This is a genomic window from Deinococcus peraridilitoris DSM 19664 (genome assembly GCF_000317835.1).
GTDB classification, from domain to species: Bacteria; Deinococcota; Deinococci; order Deinococcales; family Deinococcaceae; genus Deinococcus_A; species Deinococcus_A peraridilitoris.
This window is the reverse complement of sequence record NC_019793.1, coordinates 3303928-3328170: the sequence shown is the minus strand read 5'-3', so window position 1 is coordinate 3328170 and position 24243 is coordinate 3303928. Positions and strand designations below refer to the sequence as shown.

Below are 24243 nucleotides of genomic sequence, written 5' to 3'. Positions count from 1 at the left end.
CGTCACAGTATAGCGCTCATCAGCCCCAGCGCTCGCGCGTCTCTTGCCACGCCTCACGCCACGAGGAACGTGGCATGCGGGAAGGGTCTTCCAGTTGCTGCAAGTCCGACGTGCTCAACGCGCAGAACTCGCCAGTGCGCAGGTCGCCCAGAAACAGGCCGCCGAAGCGTACGCGAACCAGCCGCGTGACTTCGGCGCCCACGGCCTGCACCATGCGGCGCACCTGCCGGTTGCGTCCTTCACGGATGGTCACGTACAGACCACCGTCGGCTTCCTCAACCTCGGCCGGCGAAGTCCGGCCCTCGTCAAGTTCGACGCCTTGGCGCAGCAGGTCGAGCGCTCCGCGTGGAAGCGGGCTGTCCAGCCAGACACGGTACTGCTTTTCGTGAGCGTAACGCGGGTGGGTCAGACGCAAGGTCAGGTCACCGTCGGTGGTGAGCAGCAGCAGTCCCTCGGAATCCCGGTCAAGCCGACCCACCGAATGCAGGCCAGGGTAAGTCGGCATCAGGTCCAGCACGCCCTGACGCCCCAGCTCGTCGCGGGCGCTCGTGATGATACCGCGGGGCTTGTAAAGCATGAACGTCACGTGCTCCGAGACATCCGGCGACAGCAGCACGCCATCGACGCGGACTTCGTCCCCTTCGCCGACGCTCTGGCCCAGCGTCGCAGGAACACCGCCGACCGTCACGCGTCCCTCACGAATAAGCTCCTCCGCCGCCCGGCGCGATGCGACGCCCGCCCGCGCCAGCCGCTTTTGCAAGCGCTCCATCAGGAGACCTCCACTCCCGTGCCGAGCGTCACAGGCGTGACCGTTCGCGGGGCAACACGATGGCCAGCACGGCCAGCACGACCAAGCCCGCCCCAACACCCAGCGGAAGAACGGCGGGGATGCCCGACACTGCCGTGATGCCCGCCAGGGCAGCCGGAACGAGCGTGGCGCTCACCAGCAGGTTTCCCGTCGCCAGCCCCGCAATCGAGCGTCCCGAAGGACGCGACGCGGACAGGGCCAGTTGCAGGCCCCAGGCGGCAATGACGGCGCCCGTAAAGCGTGCCACCCAGACAGGCGTCACCGTCAGGCCCAGCAGGCCCGCGGACGGCATGAAATACAGCACGCCGCCCACGGTCAGGAAAAAGGCGGCACTCAGCACGAAAACGACTCGAAGCATCGCTTCAGTGTAGAGCCTGTGTTCAGGACAGACCGCCCGATCGCGCTAGGGTGAAGGCATGCCCGTCTACGCCGTCGACAAGCCCCTCAAGCGCACCTCGCACGATGTGGTGAGCCGCGCCCGTCGTCTGCTGGGAACGAGACGCGTCGGGCATACCGGCACCCTCGATCCCCTGGCCAGCGGCGTATTGGTATTGTGCAGCGAGTCCAGCACCAAGCTGGTGCAGTTCATGGACAGTGACAGCAAAGACTACCTCGCGTGGATTTCGCTGGGCGCAGCCACCCTTACCCTCGACGCCGAAGGCCCCGTGACCGAAACGGCATTCGCGACCCCGCCCGGCGTGACCGAGGTCGAAGCCGTCCTGCGTGATTTCATCGGCCACCAGCGACAGATTCCCCCGCAATACAGCGCGCTGCAGGTCGGAGGACAGCGCGCATACGCTGTCGCCCGTGCCGGGGGTGCGCTCGAACTGCCCGCCCGTAGCGTTGTCATCCACGACCTGCGCCTCCTGGGCGTGTACCCCTCGCTGGCTGCCGTTCCTCCCCGCTTCGCGCCCGGTGAAGACAATGTGTGGGCCCCGGCCGAGAGCGGGCGTTTCTTTCCACTTCCCGAGGCGCTCGGTGAGTTTCCCACGCTGGTCGTGTGGGCCCGGGTGGGCAGTGGCACCTATCTGCGCTCGCTCGCCCGGGACATCGGCGAGCGGCTCGGAATGCCCGCCCACCTGTCAGGTCTGGCGCGCACCCGTGTCGGGCAATTCCAGCTGTCAGGCGCCTGCATGCTGGAGGATTTGCCGAACGCGGCGGGCATCGACGACTTAGGTGCCCTGGAGCTGTCCCGCCTGGCGCTCGACGCCCGCACGGCCAAGGACCTGCGCGACGGTAAGCGACCGGACACGGAACTGCAGGGTCGTTATGCTGCCGTACTTCAAGACGAGCTGGTAGCCGTGGTGGACGCCGACGGTCACCAGCTGCGCGTTGTCCGCGCCTGGCACTGAGGCGGCGACACTGTCCCGCGCCCCGGTAAGAGAAGAAGGGCCGACTTTTCAGTCGGCCCTTCTTCTCTTACATCCTCAGGTGCCGATCGGCTCAGATGCTGATCTGGGCGTAGCGTGCGTTTTCCTGTATGAACTGCTTGCGCGGCGTGACTTCCGTGCCCATCAGGTGATCGAACACCTCGTTGGCGGCGATCAGGTCTTCCACGTCGATGCGCTTGAGCGAGCGCGTTTCGGGGTTCATGGTGGTTTCCCACAGCTGCTCGGCGTTCATCTCGCCCAGACCCTTGTAACGCTGGATCTCGAACTTCTTGCCTTCCTTCTGCAGCTTGTCGACGCGTTCGCGCAGTTCCTCGTTGGTGTAGAGGTACACCTCGTTGTTCTTGCCGCGTCCCCAGCTGAGCTTGAACAATGGAGGCTGGGCCATATAGAGGTAGCCCTGCTCGACCAACGGGCGCATGTAGCGGAAGAAGAAGGTCAGCAGCAGCACCGCGATGTGTCCGCCGTCCTGGTCGGCGTCGGTCATGATCACGATCTTGTGGTAGCGCAGCTGCGACAGATCGAAGTGCATCTTGTCGCCGGTGCCCTCGACGCCCGCACCCATCGCGCCGATCATGGCGCGAATTTCGGCGTTCTTGAGGATCTTGTTGAGCTCGGACTTCTCGACGTTGAGAATCTTGCCGCGCAGCGGCAGGATCGCCTGAAAACGGCGCTCGCGGCCCATCTTGGCGCTGCCACCTGCCGAGTTGCCTTCCACGATGAAGATCTCGGATTCGGACGGGTCCTGGCTGGTGCAGTCGGCCAGCTTGCCGGGCAAGTCGTCGTTCTCGAGCGGGTTGCTGCGGCGCACCAAGTCGCGCGCCTTGCGGGCGGCCTCGCGGGCACGGGCAGCCTCGGCGGCCTTCTCCACGATGATCTTGCCGACCTTGGGGTTCTCTTCGAGGAACTCGGCGAATTTCTCGCCGACAATGGCGTTCACGGCCGTCTGCGCCTCGCTGTTGAGCAGCTTCACCTTGGCCTGCGACTCGAACTGTGGATCGCCCAGCTTGACGCTGATGACGCAGTGGATGCCTTCGAGCAGGTCGTCGCCGGTGGGGACGGGGTTGCCGGCCTTGACGAGGTTCTTGTCGCGGGCATACTTGTTCAGGATGCGCGTGTACGCGGTCTTGAAACCCGTGAGGGGCGTGCCGCCGTCGCGCGTGCGGATCATGTTGGCGTAGGACAGGATGCTGTCGTCGTAGGCGGTCGAGTGAATGAAGGCCACCTCGACCTCGACCTCGCTGTGTGTCCCCTTGAGGACAATGGGTTCCGGATAGAGCAGCTTGCTGTCGTCGATGACCAGGTGACGCGCGAAGGTCGCGATGCCGCCCGCCTCGTGAAAGGTTTCCTGCTTGATTTCACCGCCGTGCAGTTCGGTGCGCTCATCGGTGATGACGATCCGCAGCCCGGTCAGGTAAGCGAGCTCTTTCATGCGCCGGCGGATGCGGTCGTAGTCGAACTGGTTTTCGAATTCGCTGAAGACCGTGTTGTCGGGCAGGAAGGAAACCTTGGTGCTCCACTTGACGTCCGCGGGCGTAGGGCCCAGGACACGCAGCGGCACGGTCACGGGACCGCCCTCGAAGCGGATGTTGTGAAGCTTGCCGCCCTTGTTGACGGTCACGTCGAGGTACTTGCTGAGGGCGTTGACGACGCTCGAACCGACGCCGTGCAGACCGCCCGAGACTTTGTAGGCACCCTGGCCGAACTTGCCGCCGGCGTGCAGTTCTGTGAAGATGACTTCGATGGCCGAGCGGCCTTCGCTTTTCATCATGTCGACGGGAATCCCGCGTCCGTTGTCGGTCACGGTGACCGAAGCGTCGGCGTGGAAAGTCACGGTGACTTCGTTCGCGTAGCCAGCCAGGCCTTCGTCGATGGCGTTGTCGATGATCTCGGTCATCAGCTGGTGGTAACCGTCGATGCCGGTGCCGCCCTGCACGTACATGCCGGGGCGTTTACGGACCGCTTCGAGACCTTTGAGAACGGTGATGCTGGATGCGTTGTATTCGTGCTCTTTCATGGCCCTCCTTGATTCACGGCACGCCCCGGCCCGGCCCTATGAAAGGCAAGGGAGGCGTGGGCCTTGGATGCGTCATCACTTGACGCTTCAGCAGAAACGAGCGCTGAGCGCCCGTATGCGTTCCTCATTATATCAGGATTGGTTGAAAATAATCAAGAAAATTATGCCTATAACATATGAAACCGAAAGGCTAGTGGCTGGGCAGAACAGCGCTTCCCCGGTCTCTGCCCGCCCCTTTCGCGTCTCACCCCAGCGGTACGGTACGGTAAGCGCATGGAGTTTCTGCGAGAAGTTCACCGCTTCGCCCTGCCGCTCCCCATCATCGGGCATCATCTGGTCCTGCTGACGATGGTGCTGTTTCTGTGGAGCATGGTGTTCCTGCGCCGCACGGTGGTACCTGCTGGCTTTGTCAGGGCGTTGCGCGTCACCTGGCTTGCTGGAGCGGTCAATACCCTGGCAGGCATCGGCCTCGCGCTGATGGGCCTGCGTGTTCCGAGCTCGGTTCCTGCCAGCCCCGGCTCGAACGTCACGGCGTTCGGTTATCCGGTCGATCCGGTCCGGCACGCCGAACACTACATGTACGCCGGCTTCTTCGTGCTCAGCCTGTTTCTGATGGAACTGCTCATCGCCGGCAAGGTCGTCAAGCCCGCCATTGGCCTGCGCTTTATGCCCTTGCTGACCTTCTTTCTGCTGGGCGTGGCGTACATGAGCGTGCGCGTCGCTTACTTGCCAGGCGCCACACCCGGCAGCTGAAGGTTGCCTCCCCAAAAGGGAGAGGCAGGCAAATCGCCTGCCTCGAGTCACGTTGAAGGAAACGACGGTGTTTCAGGCTGCGGTCGCCTCAGCTGCCCTGAATCACCGTCAGCGGACCGCGCACTTCGCCTGCGCGGTTCGTGGTCGTGTGGATGTCCATGTAGAAGTTGCCTGCCATAAGTGCCGCACGCTGCGCGTCCGTGAGGGTCACGTCTCCCGTGAAGGTTCCGCTGTTGGCGTTCGTCATCATGACGGTCATGGCGAACAGAAATGGGCCGTTGGGCATGGCTGCCGGGTCGGCAGCCATCTGGTGAATGTGCACCGCCGAGGTGATGCGGGGATTGGGCGGATCGACAGGGTCGGTGGCGTAGTTGCGTAGTGGACCGCTCAGGCCCGCATACGAGCCGCGGACCCGCAGGCGGTTGCCCTGCAGCGTGGCCGTCGCCACCGAAATGGCGTTGGTATTGGTCGGTGGAGTCGGCAACACATTGCCGGGCATCATGTTGGCCGAATACTCCGAGGTGGCCGCCGGCTGCTGGGCCGTAGCAGGCGCACAGGAAGCGAGCACCGCTCCCAATCCCACAATACCTGCTCCGGAAAGCACCTGACGACGATGAAGCTGCTTGGTTTCGCTCATGCTGATCCCCCAAAAGCGTGAAAGAAGGCGTGACTCAGCATGGGCTATGCGGGACTGCCCTGATTGGATTTCCTCTTAAGAGAAGCTCAATGCAGCGAGCCTCACGACCTGCCGAGCAAGGTCATCCATTGCTCGCGCGCCAGGATGCGGCTCTCGGCAGCGGCCCGCTCCTCGCGAGTCAGCAGTGCCTCCCGGTACTCCGGCACGGCGTCCTGCGCCTCCAGCACCTCACGCGTCACCTGGGCGTCCTGCAGGCGTCCGAGCGCCTGCAAGACCTCTTCGAGCCCGGCAGGCGCTTCGCCCAGCAGGTCAAGCGTATGACGGTAGGCCTTGAGGTGTTTGCGCCAGGCATGCCAGGCCTCGGCATCTTCGCTCTCCAGCACCTCCTGCGACTCGCTCACCAGGGCCTTCCAGTCCTTGCGGGCCCGCTCACGCAGGCGGGCCTTGAAGTCCTTGGGACGGCTGGGAACAACGGGCGGATCGGGCAAATTCACCTTGCTCCACAGCACCTGCCGCCGGGCAGCCCAGGACTCGTCGAAACGCTGCAGGTACGCGTCGTCGGCACCGAGTTCCTGCAGGCCATCGCGCAGATGGGCCTGCACGGCGTCGTGATCGCGCACGGGAGCGATGGCGCGCCTCAGGTCACGCCACGACCGCTTGACCTTGCCGGAGGCACCCGCAGCGCGCAGATCTGCTCCAACCTTGCGGGTCAGCTTGCGCACTTCGTGAACAGCGCGGGCGTCACCCTTCTGAAGGGCCGGCCACAGTTTTTCCAGCTGATTTTGTCGTGTGTTGCGTTCACCCATGATGGGCCACTTGAGCAAAGTTGCTACGCGGTGATTGTCAACCGCGCAGCAAAGCCAAGAAAGTGTTGATCGCTTCCGGGTTTACCGCTTCCAGCGTGTGCCGCTGGGCGTGTCCTCCAGCGTGACGCCCGCCTCGGTCAATTTGGCACGCAGCTCGTCGGCCTGGGAAAACTGCTTGTTGAGCCGGTAGTGCTGCCGCGCTTCCAGCACCAGGTCCATCAGGGTGTCCAGCAACTCGCCTTCTCCGTGATGCGTCACCGCGCTTTCCACGAACAGGCCCAGCACTTCGCCTCCCAGGCGGGCATAGGCGTCACGGGCCTGCTCCAGCGCTGCCCTGCTCACGGGTCCGGCCAGCGCTGCATTGACGTCGCGGGTCAGGTTGAAAAGGGCCGCCACGGCCTCGGGCGTATTGAAATCGTCGCGCATGGCGTTCTCGAATTCGCGGGTGTGCGCCTCGATCTTGCCGGGAAGCTCTGGCGCGCCGTGTTCGGGCGCGTGCTCCAGACGGCGCTCGACTTCCCGGAAGGCTTCACGCAGCCGCGCGTATCCGGCGGTTGCCGCCCGCAGCGGTTCCTCGCCGAACTCGGTCACGCTGCGGTAATGGCTCGAGACCAGCAAAAAGCGCAGCACCATCGGGTCCCACTCCCGGCACAGTTCTTTGAGGGTGCGGAAGTTGCCCTTGGACTTGCTCATCTTCTCGCCGCCCGCCACGGTCACCAGGTTGTTGTGCATCCAGTAACGCGCAAAAGCGTGCCCGGCCGCCTCGGACTGCGCAATTTCGGCTTCGTGGTGCGGAAACTGCAGGTCCAGACCGCCCCCGTGAATGTCAAAACCCTCGCCCAGGTACTTGAGGCTCATGGCGCTGCACTCGATGTGCCAGCCTGGAAACCCGACGCCCCAGGGTGATTCCCAGCGCATCAGGTGACCGCTCTCGGCCTTTTTCCACAAGGCAAAATCACGTGGGTCACGCTTTTCCTCGCGCACGGCCTCACGGGTGCCCACCTCGAGCTCGTCGATTTTGCGGTTGGACAGTTCCCCGTAGCGCGGCCAGCTTTTGACGTCGAAATACACGCTGCCGTCTGACTCGTAGGCGTGACCCAACGCGATCAATTCCTCGATCAGCTTGATCTGCTCGGGAATGTGCCCGGTCGCGCGCGGACTGATGGTCGGGCGCAGAACGTTGAGCTGCTGCATGTCGTCCATGTACGACCAGAAGTACTTGTCGGCGATCTCCATCGGTTCGAGCTTTTCGAGCGAGGCGCGGCGGGCGATCTTGTCCTCGCCCTCGTCGGCGTCGTCCACGAGGTGCCCCACGTCGGTGATGTTCGAGACAAAGCGCACCCGCAGGCCCGAATACTCGAAAAAGCGCCGGATCACGTCAAAGGACACCTGCGCCTTGGCGTGCCCCAGGTGAGCGTCGCTGTACACGGTCGGTCCGCACACGTACATGCCCACCCGCCCAGGTGTGGACGGCTCGAATTTGACCTTGCGGCGCTGCTGGGTGTCGTACAGGAAAATGTTCATAAGCCTCCTGAAAAAAGTTCAACAACGGGTTCAAAACCGGACGGAACAAAAAGTGCGCCGCGCAAGCACAAGACTTACGCGGCGGCACATTCGGCGCTGGCCTCCGCTAGGAACAGCAACAGGCGATAGCGGTCATGGAGGCAGTATAACAACTTCAGGCAGGTCAGCAGCCTCAGGGCGAACACGGCTGCCCCACGAACCGCGCCGCCTCGTGGAGGGCCGTGACTTCGGTTCAACTCCGCTGCATCCTCCGCCTTCTGGCGCATTGCGGCCCCCCTGCTCCTCACGCACACTGAAGCACGGCCCGGATCAGCAGGCCGTCGAGGTGAACATGACCGCAACCACAGAACGCATCCGGCCTTTCACCGCACAGGACTACGAGGCGTACGTGAGCATGCTCAATGCCGCCCACCCCGAGGACCCACAGACCGTCGAGGACGTGAAACTGTTCGATGCCGGGCGCGAGCCTCACGAAACCTTCGCGCGCTTTTTGCTCGATCGCGGCGGGCAGGTCGTCGGCTCGGCCGTGATCGGCACACCCCGCTACAACCCACAGCCCGGCGCCAGCATGCTTAACCTGCACCTGCACCCACAGGCGCAAAGCGCCGCCGGGCAGCTGTACGACTTTGCCGTGCGTGAAGCCCAGGCTCTGGGCGCCCGTATCCTGGTAGCGGGTGCGCGCGAGGACTGGTGGGAACTGCCCTTTTTGCAGGCACGCGGCTTCGTTGAACTCGACCGCATGTGGGGCTCCACCCTCGACGTCCGCGAATTTGACCCGGCGCCCTTTGCGGCCTTTCAACTGAAGAGTGCGCAACAAGGCATCCAGGTGCGGCCACTGGCAGAGCTGCCCTACCAGGAGGAGGCGTTTCAGCGCCGCTGGTACGCACTGATAATCGAGTTGCTCGGTGACGTTCCCTCTGCGAGCGAATTTCATCCCTGGCCGTTCGAGACATGGCAAAAGCGTGTCGCGCAGAGCCCCAAGCTCGTTTCCGAGGCCTACTTTATGGCCCTGGACGGCGAGCAGTTGGTCGGGACCTCGGAACTGTTCCCCTCCAACCGGCCCGGCACCCTGCAAACGGGTCTGACGGGTGTCAGGCGGGCGTGGCGGCGCAAAGGGATTGCGCAGACCCTGAAGCTGGTGGCGGCGGAGTACGCACGGTCGCAGGGATTTCAGTTTGTGAGGACCAGCAATCACAGTGTGAATCGGCCGATGTTGTCGATCAATGAGGCGATGGGGTTTATGAAGGAGCCGGCTTGGGTGAATCTGGAGCGGCGGCTTTGAAGGGGAATTTGTGGGGTGTTTTTTAGTTTTCTTGCTTTAGCCCCACCCCCAGCCCCTCCCCAGAGGGGGCACGTCGTTGTGCACCGGGGCGGCCCGGTGCTTCGGGATATGGCCATTGTCCTGTCCTTGTTCCTGTAAGGAGGGGGAGCGAAGCGCTGCGCTCGGCAGGTTCAGGTGGAGCGCGCCACAAGGCGATGTTGCGCCACCTTTCGGCAACGGCCCACCTGGGCGTCCACACCAGAGCAGGCGTTGAAGGTGGTCCGGGGAGTTGGTGTGCGCCGGGCGTGGCCGGAGCACACTGAAGGTCCATCACACGTTAACCTTCGTGGGCTCTCCTTGTTCAAGATGCCCTGGCTCTAGGTCGTGTCGGCCAAGGGTAGTAGCTCACGAAGAGCTAGTATCCTTTCTCCCTGTGCCGTCGCGAAATTACTGATGAACAATGGGTACGCCTTGCCCCACTACTGCCCGCCAAACGTGGCAATGGCCGTCCCTACCACGACCACCGAGCCATCGTCAGTGGCATCCTCTGGGTCCTCCGTACAGGTGCGCCCTGGCGCGACGTACCCGAGCGCTTTGGAAAGCGGACCACGGTGTACAGCCGATTCCGCCGCTGGACTGCTCAAGGCATCTGGACTTATGTCTTCGCGCGCCTGCTCGAACTCGCTGATCATGCCGGGCAACTCGACTGGTCCAAGCACTTCGTGGACGGTACCGTCATTCGCGCGCATCAACACGCCGCCGGAGCCCGCGGTGGTCAGCAACAGGAAGCGCTGGGACGCTCCCGGGGCGGGTTCAGCACCAAGATTCACCTGCGCGCCGAAGGGAGCGGAAAGCCCTTCGCGTTCCTGCTGAGTGGTGGCGAGCGGCACGAAGCTGCTTTCTTCGCGCCGCTCATGCAACTTGGGGCAGTACGTCGTCCCGGCCGTGGGCGTCCAAGAACCAGACCGGATAAGCTCGTCGGGGATAAGGGGTATAGCTACGACAGCATTCGCCGTGACCTTCGTCGTCGCGGTGTACTTGCCGTGGTGCCCCGCCGGCGTAATCAAGGAAAGAGCACGCACTTCGACCGAGAGACGTATCGCGAACGGAACCTCGTTGAACGGCTGGTTGGGCGGTTGAAACGGTGGCGGCGTGTTGCCACGCGCTACGAGAAGCGGGGGTGGTGTTTCGAGGGTATGGTGGCGCTCGCGTGCATCCTCGAATGGTTGTGAAGCGGCCTCCCTATGGTGCTGTCACTCGTCGAATGTGACGCCAAGCCACGCTTGCCAAGCTGACAAGTAGGGAAGGAGTTCAGGCTGTGCTTCCCAACTGTGCAGAATTTGAGCAAATTGGTGGCGTCGAACGTCACGATGAACAAGCCGATGTGGGCCTTCGGCGGCGTAGAAGTGCTGAATGTAGGTACTCAAGCCAGCGACGAAGCCTGTCAAGTTCTCACTGAGTGGCTGAGCAGTCCACATCAACGGCGTGCGCTTCTTTCGGGGTTCCACGACAGTAAGGGAGCCATACAGTACACCGCCAGCATTTGACGCCACATCGACGATCAGGGGGTATTCGCCTTCGCCACCCACAACGATCCAGGTGTTCGGCCAGTCCGGCGTGTCATAGCCTTCCTGTCCATCGTTGAGCTCATCGGGGCCGAGTAGCGCTTGTTCATTCCCTCGTGTGTTGATGCTGAGGCGACGCGGTGACAAGGCCCGGTAGAAGTCAATCCACGGTTCAGGAAGTAAGAAGCGGCGTTGCAAGTGCAGGAGTTGCTCAGGGCTGGCAGGGCCGGCATATTCGGCGAGGTGGTAGTGCCGAACTAAGTCACGAAGGCGTATTACTGCGTCGTTGAGGGGCGAGGTCGAGTTGCTCATGAATTGATCTTGGTCAAGCGTACTGTAGTCAAGTCAAAGCTTGAACATTGGCACCTTGGCCAACACGCTCTAGGCGCACCCCACCTTGCCCCGTACCGTCCCGACCTCCAACCCCACGAGGCAGGAGCGTGTCTGCCCACTTCCCGGCGGCACCACCCACTTGCGAAACACCAAAGAGCTCGGCGCTCCAACGGAACCTGCCGAGCGCAGCGCTTTGCTCCCCCTCCTTACAGGAACAAGGACAGGACAATGGCCATATCCCGAAGCACCGGGCCGCCCCGGTGCACAACGACGTGCCCCCTCTGGGGAGGGGCTGGGGGGTGGGGCTAAAGCGAGAAAACTAAAATAAATCACCCCACAAGCCAAAAAAGGCCCCTCCCCAACGCAAGAGGCCTCCAACCAACAATTTCTCCCTTACCCCACCGACACCAGCTCCCCCACCTCCCCTTTCAACCGGGCGGCCACAAACGCTGACAATTCCCCAATCTTGACCCGCTGCTGCTCCATGCTGTCCCGGTCCCGCACGGTCACAGTGTCCGTCAGGCTGGCGTCTTCTCCCTTGCCGATGGTGTCGAAGTCGATGGTCACGCAGTAGGGCGTGCCGACCTCGTCATGGCGGCGGTAGGCCTTGCCGATGTTGCCACTGTCCTCGAAGAGAATGCGCCCGAGACCGAGCGCCTGGAGCTGCGCCTTGACCGCCTTGGCCTTTTCGACGATCTCAGGCCGGTTCCGCGCGAGCGGGATGACGGCGACCTTGATGGGCGCGAGGTGCGGGCGCAGCTTCAGGACAATGCGCTCGTTGCCGTTTTCCAGCGTTTCTTTGGTATAGGCCTCGGACAGGACCGCCAGCATGGCGCGGTCGACCCCGGCGGAGGGCTCGATCACAAAGGGCACCACCGGTTTCTGGGTTTCCGGGTGCGGAATGACCAGTTTCGCCACGCTGTCCTCGTTGGGCAGCACGGTCGCGCTGAGGTTGTAGTCGGACTGCGCGCGGGTGTGGCTGCCAAGATCGAAGTCGGTGCGGTTGGCAATGCCCTCGATTTCCTCGTAGCCAAGCGTGGGGTAGTCGTACATCAGGTCGTAGGTGCGCTTGGAGTAGTGCGCGAGGTCTTCTCTGGGCACGTCCAGAATCTGGATCTTGCTGCGGGGCACGCCCTGGGCTTCCCACCAGGCGAGGCGGGCCTGCAGCCAGTGCTCGTGCCAGTCCTCATCGGTGCCGGGCGTGCAGAAGAACTCGATTTCCATCTGTTCGAGTTCACGCACCCGGAAGATGAAGTTGCGCGGGGTGATCTCGTTGCGAAAGGCCTTGCCGATCTGCGCGATGCCAAACGGCAGGCGGCGCGAGGTGCTGTCCACGACGTTCTTGAAGTTGGTGAAAATGCCCTGGGCGGTTTCGGGGCGCAGGTAGCCGTAGCTGTCCTCGTCGGCCACGGGGCCGATGGTCGTCTTGAACATCATGTTGAAGGGGCGCGGGGCGGTCCAGCCCCCGGCCTCACCGCTGAAGGGATCGCGCACGGCGGCCGCATTGAGGGCCTGCTCGGCCTGCTCGGGGTTTTTCACGAGGGCGGCGACCAGGGCCGCGAAGTTTTCGGCGTTCCCGAAGCCCATGGCCTGCGCTACAGCGCTGACGACGTTCTCCTGCTGATCCTTGAGCAGGTGATCGAGGCGGTAGCGCTTCTTGCTGGCGCGGTTGTCGACCATCGGATCGCTGAAGGTCGCTTCGTGACCGCTGTGCCGCAGTACGAGGCGGTGCATGATGATGCTGGCGTCCAGGCCCTCCATGTCGTCACGCTCGTAGACGTTGGTGCGCCACCAGGAGGCCTTGAGGTTGTTCTTGAGTTCGACGCCCAGAGGGCCGTAGTCGTAGAAGCCCTGCAGGCCGCCGTAGATTTCGCTTCCCTGGAAAATAAAGCCGCGGCGCTTGCAGAGACTGACGAGTTCTTCCATCGTTTGTGCGGGCATAGAACCTCCTTGTCATGATCACCAAAGGAAAACCCCAGGTGATCCTAGAGACCACCTGGGGACGAGCGTGTGCCCGCGGTTCCACCCCAGTTCCCTGAATTTCAGGGCCCTTTGTTGCCGTTTGGTGCTCCCCGCTGCCCTTCCCGGACCGTTACCTGCCTGGCTTCCACCATCCCAAGCTCGCTCTCGGCACTTTGTCCGGTACTCCTGCGGATCAACGCTCCTTCAAGATAATCGGGATCAGGCTCCGCGGCAAGAACAGCCGTTTGGCCCTTCAGGACGATTTGGGTCCGTCCTCGCGGCTTTCGGCCCGTTGACGCAGCTCTTTGGCGAACTGACCGAGGGCTTCCAGGGTCGGTTTTTCCACCTGCTGCAGGGTCTGCTGGGCCACCTGTCTGCGTTCGGCATTGACGAACGGCCTGCCCTCGATCTTGCTCTGGAAATAGCGCTCGGCAAGGCGTCCCAGCGCGAAGGTCCAACCGTACACCAGGGGGGCCGTCACCACGCCTCCCAGAATGGGTGCGACCGTCTTGATGACACCGCGCATGACCTGACGGGCCATATAGCCGTAAGCCACGGTGGCTCCAAGCTCCTTGAGAATCTCGCTGGAGCGGGTGGCGTCGAGTTCGTAGCCATAGATCTTGCCGATGTGCAGGACCATCTTGGCCTGCACGGGCGTGATCAGCAGCATGTCGGCAAACGGAATGGGCTCGACGGCCACCGCGCCCGAGAGCAGTGCGGCACTTTTGATGACGTCCTCGACATTTTCAGCGCGGCTTTTTTGTGGATCGATATCAAAGCGGAAGTTTTCCAGAATCTGCTTGACCAGGGGAAACATACTTCAACTGTATACGCCGCATGTCGGCAGGGGTTCCCTGACGGGCAGGAAAATAAGGAAGTCTAAGCGTCACCGGCCGCGCCGTGCTTTGGATGCCCCGACACGGCGCCCTCTGGTGCGGTTACAGACCGACGAGGCTTCTGACCTGCGCTTCGTGGGTGGGTGGGTAGACGGGAATCATCAGGCGTCCCTGGGTATTCCACAGAATCTCGAAATCCCGGTAGGAGACGTAGGCGGCTTCGGCGATCATGGTGTCGGCGACCCACACGAGGCTGGTGGAGTCGTCAAAGCCCCGCACGACGCGAAAGTGTGGAATGCCGCCGGGCCGGTCGAGCCATTGCAGCACAATCACCGGAATGCCCTGGCTCACGAGCCGTTTGACCGCGCCAAGGTTGCCGCTTTTGTACACCGTGGCTTTGAGTCCATAGCGGCGCATCAGGGGATCGATGACGCTGGCCGACATGTAGCCGCCTTTGGGGCGCAGCACGGGGCGCAATTCCTCCTGACTGACCCGGAAACCGTAGTAACCGAGGACGCTGCTCACGGCGGCGGGACCGCAGTTGTTGTAGGTCTGCCGGGCGTAGGTCAGGCCACCCAAATACGCCTGTGAGGCTGCGCCCATGCTGGCAGCACGCACCACTGGCTGACCACGGGAACTGAAGCCGCTGCTGGTCACGGCGGGTGGCTTGGCATTCCAGGCGCTCGGTCCTGCGACCGCCGCTCTGGTGGTGGGGTTTCGGGCAGCGGGCAGCGGAGAACCACCGGGAAGCTTCAGTTGCCGGCCTACGTCGACCGTAACGCTCTCCAGGCGGTTCAGCGCCATCAAGCTCTCTACGCTGGTGCCAAATTCCTTGGCGATACGGTAAAGCGTGTCGCCGCGCCGGACGACATAGGTCGGCAGCGGGGCGAGTTTGGGGCTGGTTCTGACGCCGGTCACGGGCACAGCAGGAGTCGCGAGCGGCTGACCCGTTTCACCGGGCCTGGGCAACTGGTCAAGCGGAGAGGAAAGAATGGATTCGGTGAAATCCGGAATACCGGAAGGCTCAGGGGCCGCCGTTTGCGCCAGGCTCAGACCGGACCACAGGGCAGCAGCCAGCAACGCCATGCGAGGAAACATTTGATTAGTCTTGCATTTAGGTCTCGTGAAAGGATGATAAAGAGACGTTTGTCACGCCGGCGAGGGGCCCGGTGTCTGACCACTCTCAACTTGGTCCACGGCACGCAAAACGAAGCGGCCCAGGCTGAAGCGGCCCGCATCGCTGCATAGTGGAAACATGAACCCCGAAATTTCTCGTTTGAGGCTGCCCCGACGCGAGGATCTGCCGCAGGAGGCGCGTGAGCTGATGAGCGCCGCAGAAGATAAGTTTTCCTTTGTGCCCAACGTGCTGCGAGCCTGGGCCGTGCGCCCTGACCATCTGGTGAAGTGGCGGGCCTACTACGACCTGATCATGCAGGGCGAGTCAAGCCTGACCCGCACACAGCGCGAGATGATCGCGGTGGCCGTGTCGAGCGTGAACCGCTGCGTCTACTGTTCCACCACCCACCCGGCCTTTCTGCGCCTCGAACTGCAGCGCGAAGGACGCGATCCCCTGCTGGCCCACGTTCTGCAAAGCAATCCTGACCACGCCCTGCACGATGAGCGCTTCACCCCACTCGAACGGGCGTTGCTGTCCTTCGCGCTCGACCTGACCCTGCGCTCTCACCAGCTGGGACAAGCACACGTCGAGGCACTGCGCACTGCCGGGCTTTCCGACGAGGGCATCTTCGACGCTGCACAGACCGCTGCGATGTTCAACTTCACCAACCGCCTGGCCAATGCAACCGGCCTGTTGCCCAACGACGAATATCATGCCATGGGGCGCTGAGGCGGGCGGTCTCAATCTCCCCTGCCAATTCGCCGGTCAATCACTGGCTGCCCTCAGGGCCGCTGAACGCTGAAGGCGTCGCAGTCGTCGATGTTGCCACTTTGCAGACCACGCTGGAACCAGGCGACCCGCTGCGCGCTGGAGCCGTGCGTGAAGGAGTCGGGGACCACACGACCCTGCGATTGCTGTTGCAGGCGGTCGTCGCCGATCGCTTCGGCGGCAGTCATGGCGGAGCGCACGTCAGCGCCGTCAATGATGCCGCGCTGCGCGGTGTAGTGGCCCCACACGCCCGCCAGACAGTCGGCCATCAGCTCGGTGCGCACCGACAGGGCGTTGGACTGCGCACGACTGAGGCGTTGCTGCTGCTCTTGCACACGCGGCAGGATGCCCAGCTCGTTCTGGATGTGGTGACCGATCTCGTGGGCGATCACGTAGGCCCGTGCGAAGTCTCCAGAAGCGCCCAACCGTGTTTCGAGCGTACGAAAGAAACTGAGGTCCATGTAGACCTGGCGGTCCAGCAGGCAGTAGAACGGGCCGGTCGCAGAACTCGCTGAGCCGCATCCAGAGTTGACGGTTCCGTCGAACAGCACCAGACGCGGTGGATTGTACTGCCGTCCGGCTTTCTGAAAGATGGCAGCCCAGGTGTCCTCGGTATCACCCAGGATGGCGCTCACGAAATCGGCGTTACGGTCGTTCGCGGGCGTCTGCTGCACCTGTCCCTGCGTTCCGGAGCTGCTGCCCGCACCCAGATAATCCAGCGGGCTGCCGCCGAAAAGCAGGCTGGCCAGCAACGCAAAGATCAGTCCACCGCCACCGACGGCGAGTCCGCCACCGACGCCCCCACCACGCCGGTCCACCACATTTCTGCTGCGCCGCAGCTGTTCCCAATCCATGCCGTCATGCTGCGCGCGCGCTGCTGAAGACAGGTTGGAAGTTCTTGCAGCCATCTTCAAGAATGAAGGAAAGAAGCGGGATTACCCGCTTCTTTCCGGCGATCAGGGTTATTGCTGAGCCTTACTGCTGATCGTTGCGCTGCTCGTGGGTCTTGTGGAGGCGTTCGCCCTGCACGTCGCTCCGATTGTGCCGTTCCTGCAGGTCATTGCTGACCCCTTTGTTCGGGTCGTCGGCGTGCCATTGCCGCATCACCTCTTCACCTGCCAGGTTCAGGTGGACATACTGATCGACGCGCATGATCAGGTCGTCGGGAATCCAGTGATGATTGCCGTCCGTGTCCTTGGTGATTTTCACGTAATCACCCTCGACGTGATCCACGCGGCCGAGTTCCTGGCCGTTGATGTCACGAATGCCCATGTGGTGCTGAATCGAGCGTCTGGTGTTCGGGTCCATGCTTCCACCTCCACCCCTGTTTTAAACGGGTGAGGTGGACGGCCCGACAAAAGGGCGTGAACGCGTACCATGCCGTTGGCACATGAGACCGAGGGGCGCAAAGGTGCGCGGCGCCCGCCGCCGGGCTTTCCCCTTCGCTACACTGGCCCGGATGAAGTCGCCAAGCAACCCGGGCCACCAGCCTGGCCATAACACTGTGACGGTCGTCGGTGCGGGCCTCAGCGGTTCGGAGGCAGCGCTGGCCGCCGCGAACGCCGGCGTGCAGGTCATTTTGTATGAGATGCGTCCGCAGAAGATGACGCCCGCTCACCGCAGCGCCAACTTTGCCGAGCTGGTGTGCAGCAATTCGCTGGGTGGAGAAGCCGATACCAACGCCAAAGGGCTGCTGCAGGCCGAAATGCTCAGCGTCGGCAGTGTCGTCATGCAGGCCGCCCATCAGGCCCGCTTGCCCGCCGGGGGCGCACTCGCCGTCGAGCGTGACAGCTTCAGCGCGCAGGTAACCCGCATGGTACGCGAGCATCCCGGCATCACAGTCCGCCAGGAAGAACTCACGGAACTTCCCGAAGGCATCACCGTGATCGCCACGGGCCCGCTCACCTCGGACGCCCTTGCGCGGGCACTTGCGCCCGTGACGGGTGGGGAGCACCTGAGTTTTTATGACGCGGCCGCGCCCGTGGTCGCCTTTGACTCGATCGACATGGATCTGGCCTTTCGCGCAGGCCGCTACGATCAGAGCGCCGATTACATCAACTGCCCGATGAACAAGGAGGAGTACGAGCGCTTCTACGCCGCGATAGAGCTCGCGCGCAGCCATACGCCTCACGACTGGGAGAAGCTGGAGTTCTTCGACGGCTGCATGCCGATTGAGGAAATCGCGCGCCGAGGCTTCAACACACCGCGCTTCGGTCCGATGTCGCCCAAAGGCCTCGACGATCCACGCACGGGACGCTGGCCGTACGCGGTGGTGCAGCTGCGACAGGAAGACCGCGAAGGCCGCATGTGGAGTCTGGTCGGTTTTCAGACGGGTCTGAAATGGGGCGACCAGAAAACGGTGGTGCAGCTCATTCCGGGACTGCAGAACGCCGAGATCGTGCGCTACGGCGTAATGCACCGCAACACTTACCTCAACGCTCCCAAGCTGATCGACAGCACCTTGCAGCTGCGCGAGCATCCACGTCTGCTGGTGGCGGGCGTGCTGGCCGGAACCGAAGGCTACCTCGAAAGTGCCGCGACGGGCTGGCTGGCAGGCACCAACGCTGCCCGGCTGGCCCGGGGCGAAGAGCCGCTCACACCCCCGCAGGAAAGCATGCTGGGCGGGCTGGTACGCTACCTGGCTTCAGCCAACGCCAAGAACTTCCAGCCCATGAACACCAACTGGGCGCTCGTGCCCGACCTGACAGTGGAGGGCCGCAAGAAGCTCGGCAAGCGCGAGAAACGCCCCCTGATGTACCAGCGCGGCCTGCAAGCATTCCGCGCCTGGGCCACCGGGCTAAAAAGCGTTCAGGTCTCCCCTGGCACACCCAGTGCCGAGACGGTGCCCTCCTGAGAACTGGAAGGCAATCGCTCACTGAGATCATCCTTATGGCATCCACTTCCCTGACCCAGCGTCTGCAGAACGCTGCCCGACGTCGTGAACACCTCCATGATGAGAACACCACCCTGTACCGCCTGGCGCACCTGAGCGAAACAGACGGCGAGTTCACCCTGGAACGCGCCGGAGAGGTCGGCGTCCTGAGCTTTTACCGTGAAGCTGCCGGACCACGTGAACGCGAGCTGGCGACGTTGTGCGGCGAAACGCTCGGCCTGAAGGCCGTGTACCTCAAGCGCCGCCCACCGGAAGCGCGTCACGTTGCCAACATCGACCGGGAGTACCTGAGCCCCAGGCAAGCGGCCTGGGGCGAAGCGCACGCTGAAGTGGTCGCGCTGGAACACGGCGTGCCGTTTCTGATTCGTCCGGGCGGCGACCTGTCCATCGGGCTCTTTTCCGACATGCGGCCCGCGCGCCGCTGGCTGCGGGAGCATGGACGCGAGTCGCTGCTCAACACCTTTTCGTACACCTGCGGTTTTGGGGTCATGGCGTCACTTGCGGGCGGACAGCGCGTCAAGAACCTCGACGCTTCACGCAAGGTGCTGACCTGGGGACAGCAGAATTACGCGCTTTCCAGCTTGCCCTGCCGGGAGGAAGATTTCGTCTACGGAGACGTGTTCGACTGGCTGGCACGTTTCGCGAAGCGCGGCGTCACCTTCGAGCAGGTGGTGCTCGACCCGCCCAGTTTCGCGCGGGGCAAAAGCGGCATCTGGCGCGCCGAGAAAGACTACGCGTCGCTTGTCGCGCTGGCATGCCGGGTGACGGCGACCGGTGGTCAACTGCTCGCCTGTACCAACCACGCCGGGCTGGAAGCAAAGGTGTTCGAGCGTATGGTCGGTGGCGGACTGCACCTCGCAGGCCGCCAAGGTCGCGTGACCGCGCGGCTGGGAGCCGGCGACGACTATCCGCAGGCCTCGCACCTCAAGGTGCTGGTCGTGCAACTCGACCGCGATGGTGGGGCAAGCTGACCGGGTGTGAAGGTCCCGCTTTCCAGGTGCCGTAGCATGCCCTCGTGACTTCTCTTGCCGTCATTCTGGTTTCCCCAAAAAACCCGGGTAACATCGGGTCCGCCGCACGGGCCATGCTGAACATGGGCGCACGCGACCTGCGCCTTGTCGCGCCACGCTGTGACCACCTCGGCGACGAGGCGCGGCGCATGGCCGTTCACGCGGCAGAATTGCTGGAGCGCGCCCGGCTGTACCCGGATTTGCGCTCGGCGCTGGCTGACCGTGACGTGGCGGTGGCGTCCACGGCGCGCGAACGCAAGAATCTGCCGCTTCCACGCCCACCGGCCGTTCACCGTCCCCTGGTGGCGGGCGCGAACGCACCAGCGCTGGTGTTCGGGCCCGAAGAATCAGGACTGACGAGCGAAGACATCGCGCTGTGCCAGGCAAGCGTGCGCATCCCCACCGGGGAGTACGCCAGCCTGAATCTGGCGCAGGCGGTGCTGGTGTGCTGCTACGAATTCCTGCAGGCGGGCGAGACGCCCAGCATCGAGTACAGAGCGGCTCCGCGTGAAGCGATGGACAGCATGTACGACCATTTACAGGAATTCATGCTGCGCGTTGGATACACCGACGCACAGCGCGCACCGCAGATGATGCGGCAGTGGCGCTCGCTGCTCGACCGCGCCCGGCCCAGCGGGCGTGAAGTGCAGTTTCTGCGGGGGCTCTTGCAACAAGGGCTGTGGGCCGCCAACCGGGCTCCGTCCGGGTCCTCTTCGACGCAAAAGGCGGACGCACCCGAAGACAGCGACCGAACCTGACCAGGGACACGGCGCCTTCAGCAGCGGCGCTTTACAGTGGGTGGGTGACCGTTCCACGAGAAGCCCCACGCTTTCCGGCAGCGCCGGAAGGCAACGTCACCAAGCGTGTCCGGCTGGTCCGAACCCTACTGCCACCCTTGATCGTCCTGGCGGTGGTGCTGTACGAACTGCTGGTGTCCCAGATCGGCGAGCGCCGGACCGAACAGTGGGCGCACGTGGCGTTTTATGGTCTGGTGGGGCCGCTCGTCACCTTCTTCACGATCATGTGGCTCGAGGAAGGCTTTGTGGCGCGTGAAAAGGCCGAGCGCGAACTGCGCCACCTTTACGGAGAGTTGCGCGCCTCGCACAACCAGCTCGACACCGTGCAGAGCCTGATCCGCACCCTGGCAGAAGCCGCGGACCTCGAAGAGGTGATGGACGTGGCCGCACAGGGCGTCATGCGGGCCACGGGCGCCACGCATGCCTGCCTGCGTCTCGCCGGAGGTCTTGAGCGCGCCGCCCGGGGCAACACCCTGCTGGAAGCCCCGTCTGCGGACCTGTACCCGCTGCTGATGCCCGTCACGATCGGTGGAGAGCGCGTCGGTGAACTGGCCCTTCATTTCGAGCAGGCGCCGCCTGGCGACCGTGTCCGCCTCGCGGGCGCACTGGCTGCGGAGGTCGGCACGGCCGTCGAAGCGGCCCGTCGGCGGGCACAGGACCTCATCACGCTGTACGAGGTCGATCAGTCCATTCGTGCGGAACGCAACATGCGCCGCCTGCTCGAGCGGGTGACCGAGACCATGGCTTCACTGAGCAGCGCCCAGGCGCGGGCCGTGTACCTGGTGGACGAGGACGGTGTGCTGCGTCATGTGTGGGCGCAGGACGTGAACGGACAGACCCGCCGGGGCGGGCGGGTGCCCGGTTTCGTCAAACGCGCGGCGGTCACCGGTACCCCCCTCGAAGGCGGCGAGCGCGAGGCTGCCACGGTATTTGAGGGTACCCGTTGCGTGCTGGGAGTGCCCATGCACACCGAAGAGCGGCTGATTGGCGTGATTGCCCTGGGGCGCGAGGAAGGGCAGGGGTTCGAGGGCACGCGCATTCCACTGCTGGCCCTGATGGCCAGCCAGGCCACGCTGGCCGTGCGCAACGCCCGTGCTTACCTGTACAGCGAAGAGCTCGCCATCGGAGAGGAGCGCAACCGCATCGCCCGTGAAATTCACGACGGGGTCGCGCAATCTCTGGCCTTCTGCGCCTTGAAGCTCGACGTGGTCGAACGTCAGATCGGCAAGGACCCGGCGCGCGCCGTGGCAGAGGTGCAGCTGGCCCGCACCATCCTGCGCGAGCAGATCCGCGAAGTCCGGCGCAGCATCTTTGCGTTGCGTCCCATCGACCTGGAGCGTTTTGGCTTGCTGGAGACAGTTCGGCGCTATGTCAAGGATTTTGGCGAGCAGAACAACGTGCGCACCCACCTCGACATCCGGGGTGAGGTGAGTGTCTCCCCCAGCGACGAGGCGGTGCTCTTCCGAATTTTGCAAGAAAGCCTCAACAACGTGGCCAAACACGCGCGGGCCCGCGAAGTTACGGTGCGCATTTCTGGTGGGGATCAGGTGACACTCGAAGTGGGCGATGACGGGGTGGGCTTTGATCCGGCCCTGATCTCAGATCGCGTGTCGTCGGCCGGGGGGCTCGGCCTGATGCAGATGCGCGAGCGCATTGAGACCCGCGGCGGGCACTACGAAATCAGGAGCGCCCCGGGCCACGGAACACACGTGGCCGCGCGGCTTCCGCAGGCCTGAAGCGCCTTGTGACTCAAGCGCCTCGTGGCTCAGTTGAGCGTGCGGACTTCGGGCAGGGTGAGCGCGAAGGCCGCAATGGGCACCCGGAAGCGCTCGCCCCAGGCATCACGAAACGTATACGTTCCGGCCATGTGGCCCGGCGCAGTCGACAGGCTCGTGAAGCTGTTGTACTCGAACACTCCGCCAGGTCGCAGCAGCGGCTGTTCACCCACGACACCTTCTCCCTGCACCTGCGTCACCTGACCGTTGCCGTCGTAAATCTGCCACTCGCGTTCGATCAGCTGATAGCTTTCTTCAGCGTGGTTCTCGATCCGGATGTGATATACGAAGACGTGACGCCCTGGAGTGGAGTGCCCGGGTGCATAGTGCACGCGAACTGACACGCGAATATCAGGGATCATGGGCCGAGTGTAGCGTCGAGCCTCGCCGTGATGCACGGGGTACGCAACCATTACTTGTGCACACGGGAGGCCTGCTCGCAAAAGCAGGACTTAAGGAGTTGGCGTGGATATCTGGCAGATTGTTTCGGTCCTGGGCTCGCTGCAGATTCTGGGAGCGTATGTGGCGTCTCAGAGCCGTCGGCTGAGTCCACACAGCCGCCTTTACAGCGCACTGAATTTCGTGGGCAGTTCCCTGCTTACGGTGGTGGCCATCATCGAAGAGCAGTGGGGCTTTTTGCTGCTCGAAGCGGTGTGGGCGGCGGTGAGCCTCGTGGCGTTGCTGCGTCCGGAGCGCGCGACGGACGCTCATCAGAACGGCCAGCAACATTGATTCGGAATGATTCCGTACGTGTACGGAATCATTCCGAGCGGAGCAAGTGGGCAAGAATACGGATAGGGCGGCATGAAGTGCAAGCAGCGTCCTTTGCGGAGTGTACGGCAGTATGGCGCGATCCGACACAGGACCGGGGCAGGCGTATGCTTCAGCTGCACCTCTCCTGTACACTCCGCAAGTGAACATCAATTTTTTGCAGCCGCTGCTGGAAGCCGCTGGTCCCAGTGGATTCGAAGCGCGCGCAGCCAAAGTCTGGTCGGAGGAAGCCGCGACTTTCGCGCACCGGGTGTATTCCGACCACTACGGCAACGTCTATGCCGAACTGAACCCCGATGCGGGCAGACCCATCATCCTGATGGGCCACCTCGACGAGATCGGTCTGATGGTTTCGCACGTCGACGACAAGGGCTTCATCTCGGTGCTCAACCTGGGCGGCTGGGACGCGCAGGTACTGGTCGGTCAGCGGGTTCGCCTGCTGGCCGAGGAAGGCGATCTGCTGGCAGTGATCGGCAAGAAGCCAATTCACCTGATGGAGGCAAGCGATCGGGAGAAGGGCAGCAAGCTCGAAGATTTATGGCTGGACACCGGGCTGGAAGCCGAGGACGTCAGACGACGGGTTCCGGTGGGCACGGTGGGCGTGATCGAGCAGCCGGTCTTCACGGTGGGCGAGCGGGTCGTGAGCAAGGCGCTCGACAACCGGATCGGCGCATACGTCGTGCTGGAGGCTTTGCGGCAGTTGCACGGCGCCGGGGTGCCGCGTCGGGTCATCGCGGTCGCCAGTGCTCAGGAAGAAATCGGGGCTTTCGGCGCGCGTGTTGCGAGCTATCAGCTCGATCCGGAAGCGGCCCTGGTGGTCGATGTGACCTTTGAGACGGCACAGCCTGGCGTGGACGTAAAAAAGGTTGGGCGCGCCGAGTTCGGCTCGGGGGCGAATCTCAGCGTTTCGGCGCTGACGAGCCCCAAGATCGTGAAGGGATTGATCGACACGGCGCGGCGACACGAGATCCCCTACACCCTGTCGGCCAATCCGCGCCGCACGGGCACCGACGCCGACGAGGTCGCACTGACACGCGCCGGGGTACCGTGCGGGGTGGTCAGCGTGCCGCAACGCTACATGCACTCCCCGAGCGAAATGGTGGACATGCGCGACGTCCAGGCCTGCATCGACCTGATGGCCGCCTGGGTGGGAGAACTGCCCGAAACTTCCGACCATTCGCGCTGAGGATTCATACCATTTCGCATTGAGGAGTTCCTTTGG

Annotated in this window: 24 protein-coding genes; 11 read left to right on the top strand and 13 right to left on the bottom strand. The window is 63.5% G+C overall.

Going from position 1 to position 24243, the window contains the following annotated elements; translation table 11 throughout:
* Nucleotides 1–19: 19 nt before the first annotated feature.
* Both DEIPE_RS16190 and DEIPE_RS16185 read right to left on the bottom strand, forming a co-directional pair.
* Nucleotides 20–769 (bottom strand): pseudouridine synthase, encoded by a 750-nt coding sequence (locus tag DEIPE_RS16190; RefSeq protein ID WP_015237050.1) that lies wholly within the window; start codon nt 767–769, stop codon nt 20–22.
* A gap of 28 nt (nt 770–797) precedes the next feature.
* A complete protein-coding gene (locus DEIPE_RS16185) occupies nt 798–1166 on the bottom strand; it encodes a hypothetical protein (protein ID WP_041230950.1) in 369 nt (122 codons plus the stop codon).
* A gap of 58 nt (nt 1167–1224) precedes the next feature.
* Between DEIPE_RS16185 and truB the strand changes: the two genes are divergently transcribed.
* Nucleotides 1225–2160 (top strand): tRNA pseudouridine(55) synthase TruB, encoded by a 936-nt coding sequence (gene truB, locus DEIPE_RS16180; RefSeq protein WP_015237048.1) that lies wholly within the window; start codon nt 1225–1227, stop codon nt 2158–2160.
* Between the two features lie 91 nt (nt 2161–2251).
* Here the strand turns inward: truB and DEIPE_RS16175 are convergent, their stop codons facing one another.
* Entirely contained in the window at nt 2252–4213 is a 1962-nt protein-coding gene (locus tag DEIPE_RS16175; RefSeq protein WP_015237047.1) for a DNA topoisomerase subunit B, read from the bottom strand.
* 273 nt (nt 4214–4486) lie between these two features.
* Here DEIPE_RS16175 and DEIPE_RS16170 point away from each other — a divergent pair, with 273 nt between their 5' ends.
* A complete protein-coding gene (locus tag DEIPE_RS16170; protein ID WP_015237046.1) occupies nt 4487–4966 on the top strand; it encodes a hypothetical protein in 480 nt (159 codons plus the stop codon).
* 88 nt (nt 4967–5054) lie between these two features.
* Here DEIPE_RS16170 and DEIPE_RS16165 read toward each other — a convergent pair whose 3' ends face one another.
* From DEIPE_RS16165 to cysS, 3 genes are all read right to left on the bottom strand, one after another.
* On the bottom strand, nt 5055–5603 hold the full coding sequence (locus tag DEIPE_RS16165; protein WP_015237045.1) for a CHRD domain-containing protein: 549 nt from the start codon (nt 5601–5603) through the stop codon (nt 5055–5057).
* Nucleotides 5604–5704: 101 nt separating this feature from the next.
* Nucleotides 5705–6409, bottom strand: a complete 705-nt coding sequence (locus tag DEIPE_RS16160) for a CHAD domain-containing protein (protein ID WP_015237044.1) — start codon at nt 6407–6409, stop codon at nt 5705–5707.
* An 81-nt stretch (nt 6410–6490) separates the two neighbouring features.
* Nucleotides 6491–7933: a cysteine--tRNA ligase gene (gene cysS / locus DEIPE_RS16155; protein ID WP_015237043.1), complete on the bottom strand. Its 1443-nt coding sequence runs from the start codon at nt 7931–7933 to the stop codon at nt 6491–6493.
* A gap of 331 nt (nt 7934–8264) precedes the next feature.
* Between cysS and DEIPE_RS16145 the strand changes: the two genes are divergently transcribed.
* Nucleotides 8265–9215, top strand: coding sequence for a GNAT family N-acetyltransferase (locus DEIPE_RS16145; protein WP_015237041.1), 951 nt, complete (start codon nt 8265–8267; stop codon nt 9213–9215).
* A gap of 410 nt (nt 9216–9625) precedes the next feature.
* Entirely contained in the window at nt 9626–10426 is an 801-nt protein-coding gene (locus DEIPE_RS23235; protein WP_015237040.1) for an IS5 family transposase, read from the top strand.
* 21 nt (nt 10427–10447) lie between these two features.
* On the opposite strand, the gene DEIPE_RS16135 is transcribed toward DEIPE_RS23235, so the two are convergent.
* The 4 genes from DEIPE_RS16135 to DEIPE_RS16120 form a co-directional block, all read right to left on the bottom strand.
* Entirely contained in the window at nt 10448–11071 is a 624-nt protein-coding gene (locus DEIPE_RS16135; RefSeq protein ID WP_015237039.1) for a hypothetical protein, read from the bottom strand.
* Between the two features lie 414 nt (nt 11072–11485).
* Nucleotides 11486–13033 (bottom strand): glycine--tRNA ligase, encoded by a 1548-nt coding sequence (locus DEIPE_RS16130; protein WP_015237038.1) that lies wholly within the window; start codon nt 13031–13033, stop codon nt 11486–11488.
* 274 nt (nt 13034–13307) lie between these two features.
* Nucleotides 13308–13871 carry a YcjF family protein gene (locus tag DEIPE_RS16125; RefSeq protein ID WP_015237037.1) on the bottom strand — a complete coding sequence of 188 codons (564 nt, stop codon included), beginning with the start codon at nt 13869–13871 and terminating at the stop codon, nt 13308–13310.
* A gap of 121 nt (nt 13872–13992) precedes the next feature.
* The gene (locus tag DEIPE_RS16120; RefSeq protein WP_052326731.1) at nt 13993–14988 is read right to left on the bottom strand and encodes a C39 family peptidase; all 996 of its coding nucleotides are present in this window, start codon (nt 14986–14988) and stop codon (nt 13993–13995) included.
* Between the two features lie 157 nt (nt 14989–15145).
* On the opposite strand from DEIPE_RS16120, the gene DEIPE_RS16115 reads away from it, so the two are divergent.
* Nucleotides 15146–15736, top strand: a complete 591-nt coding sequence (locus DEIPE_RS16115; protein ID WP_015237035.1) for a peroxidase-related enzyme — start codon at nt 15146–15148, stop codon at nt 15734–15736.
* 53 nt (nt 15737–15789) lie between these two features.
* Here the strand turns inward: DEIPE_RS16115 and ypfJ are convergent, their stop codons facing one another.
* Both ypfJ and DEIPE_RS16105 read right to left on the bottom strand, forming a co-directional pair.
* Nucleotides 15790–16629, bottom strand: a complete 840-nt coding sequence (gene ypfJ, locus DEIPE_RS16110) for a KPN_02809 family neutral zinc metallopeptidase (protein ID WP_015237034.1) — start codon at nt 16627–16629, stop codon at nt 15790–15792.
* Nucleotides 16630–16750: 121 nt separating this feature from the next.
* Nucleotides 16751–17083, bottom strand: coding sequence for a DUF2171 domain-containing protein (locus tag DEIPE_RS16105; RefSeq protein ID WP_015237033.1), 333 nt, complete (start codon nt 17081–17083; stop codon nt 16751–16753).
* A gap of 151 nt (nt 17084–17234) precedes the next feature.
* On the opposite strand from DEIPE_RS16105, the gene trmFO reads away from it, so the two are divergent.
* From trmFO to DEIPE_RS16085, 4 genes are read left to right on the top strand one after another with little or no spacing between them, the layout of a single operon-like run.
* Complete coding sequence (gene trmFO, locus DEIPE_RS16100) at nt 17235–18629, top strand: methylenetetrahydrofolate--tRNA-(uracil(54)-C(5))-methyltransferase (FADH(2)-oxidizing) TrmFO (protein WP_052326810.1); 1395 nt, start codon at nt 17235–17237, stop codon at nt 18627–18629.
* A 35-nt stretch (nt 18630–18664) separates the two neighbouring features.
* On the top strand, nt 18665–19639 hold the full coding sequence (locus DEIPE_RS16095) for a class I SAM-dependent rRNA methyltransferase (RefSeq protein WP_015237031.1): 975 nt from the start codon (nt 18665–18667) through the stop codon (nt 19637–19639).
* 44 nt (nt 19640–19683) lie between these two features.
* Nucleotides 19684–20436 (top strand): RNA methyltransferase, encoded by a 753-nt coding sequence (locus DEIPE_RS16090; protein WP_015237030.1) that lies wholly within the window; start codon nt 19684–19686, stop codon nt 20434–20436.
* A 44-nt stretch (nt 20437–20480) separates the two neighbouring features.
* Entirely contained in the window at nt 20481–22211 is a 1731-nt protein-coding gene (locus DEIPE_RS16085; RefSeq protein WP_015237029.1) for a GAF domain-containing sensor histidine kinase, read from the top strand.
* Nucleotides 22212–22240: 29 nt separating this feature from the next.
* Here the strand turns inward: DEIPE_RS16085 and apaG are convergent, their stop codons facing one another.
* Entirely contained in the window at nt 22241–22612 is a 372-nt protein-coding gene (apaG, locus tag DEIPE_RS16080) for a Co2+/Mg2+ efflux protein ApaG (protein WP_041230946.1), read from the bottom strand.
* A 103-nt stretch (nt 22613–22715) separates the two neighbouring features.
* Between apaG and DEIPE_RS16075 the strand changes: the two genes are divergently transcribed.
* Both DEIPE_RS16075 and DEIPE_RS16070 read left to right on the top strand, forming a co-directional pair.
* The gene (locus tag DEIPE_RS16075) at nt 22716–22982 is read left to right on the top strand and encodes a CBU_0592 family membrane protein (protein WP_015237027.1); all 267 of its coding nucleotides are present in this window, start codon (nt 22716–22718) and stop codon (nt 22980–22982) included.
* A 181-nt stretch (nt 22983–23163) separates the two neighbouring features.
* A complete protein-coding gene (locus DEIPE_RS16070) occupies nt 23164–24207 on the top strand; it encodes a M42 family metallopeptidase (RefSeq protein ID WP_245557549.1) in 1044 nt (347 codons plus the stop codon).
* The last annotated feature ends 36 nt before the right edge of the window (nt 24208–24243 follow it).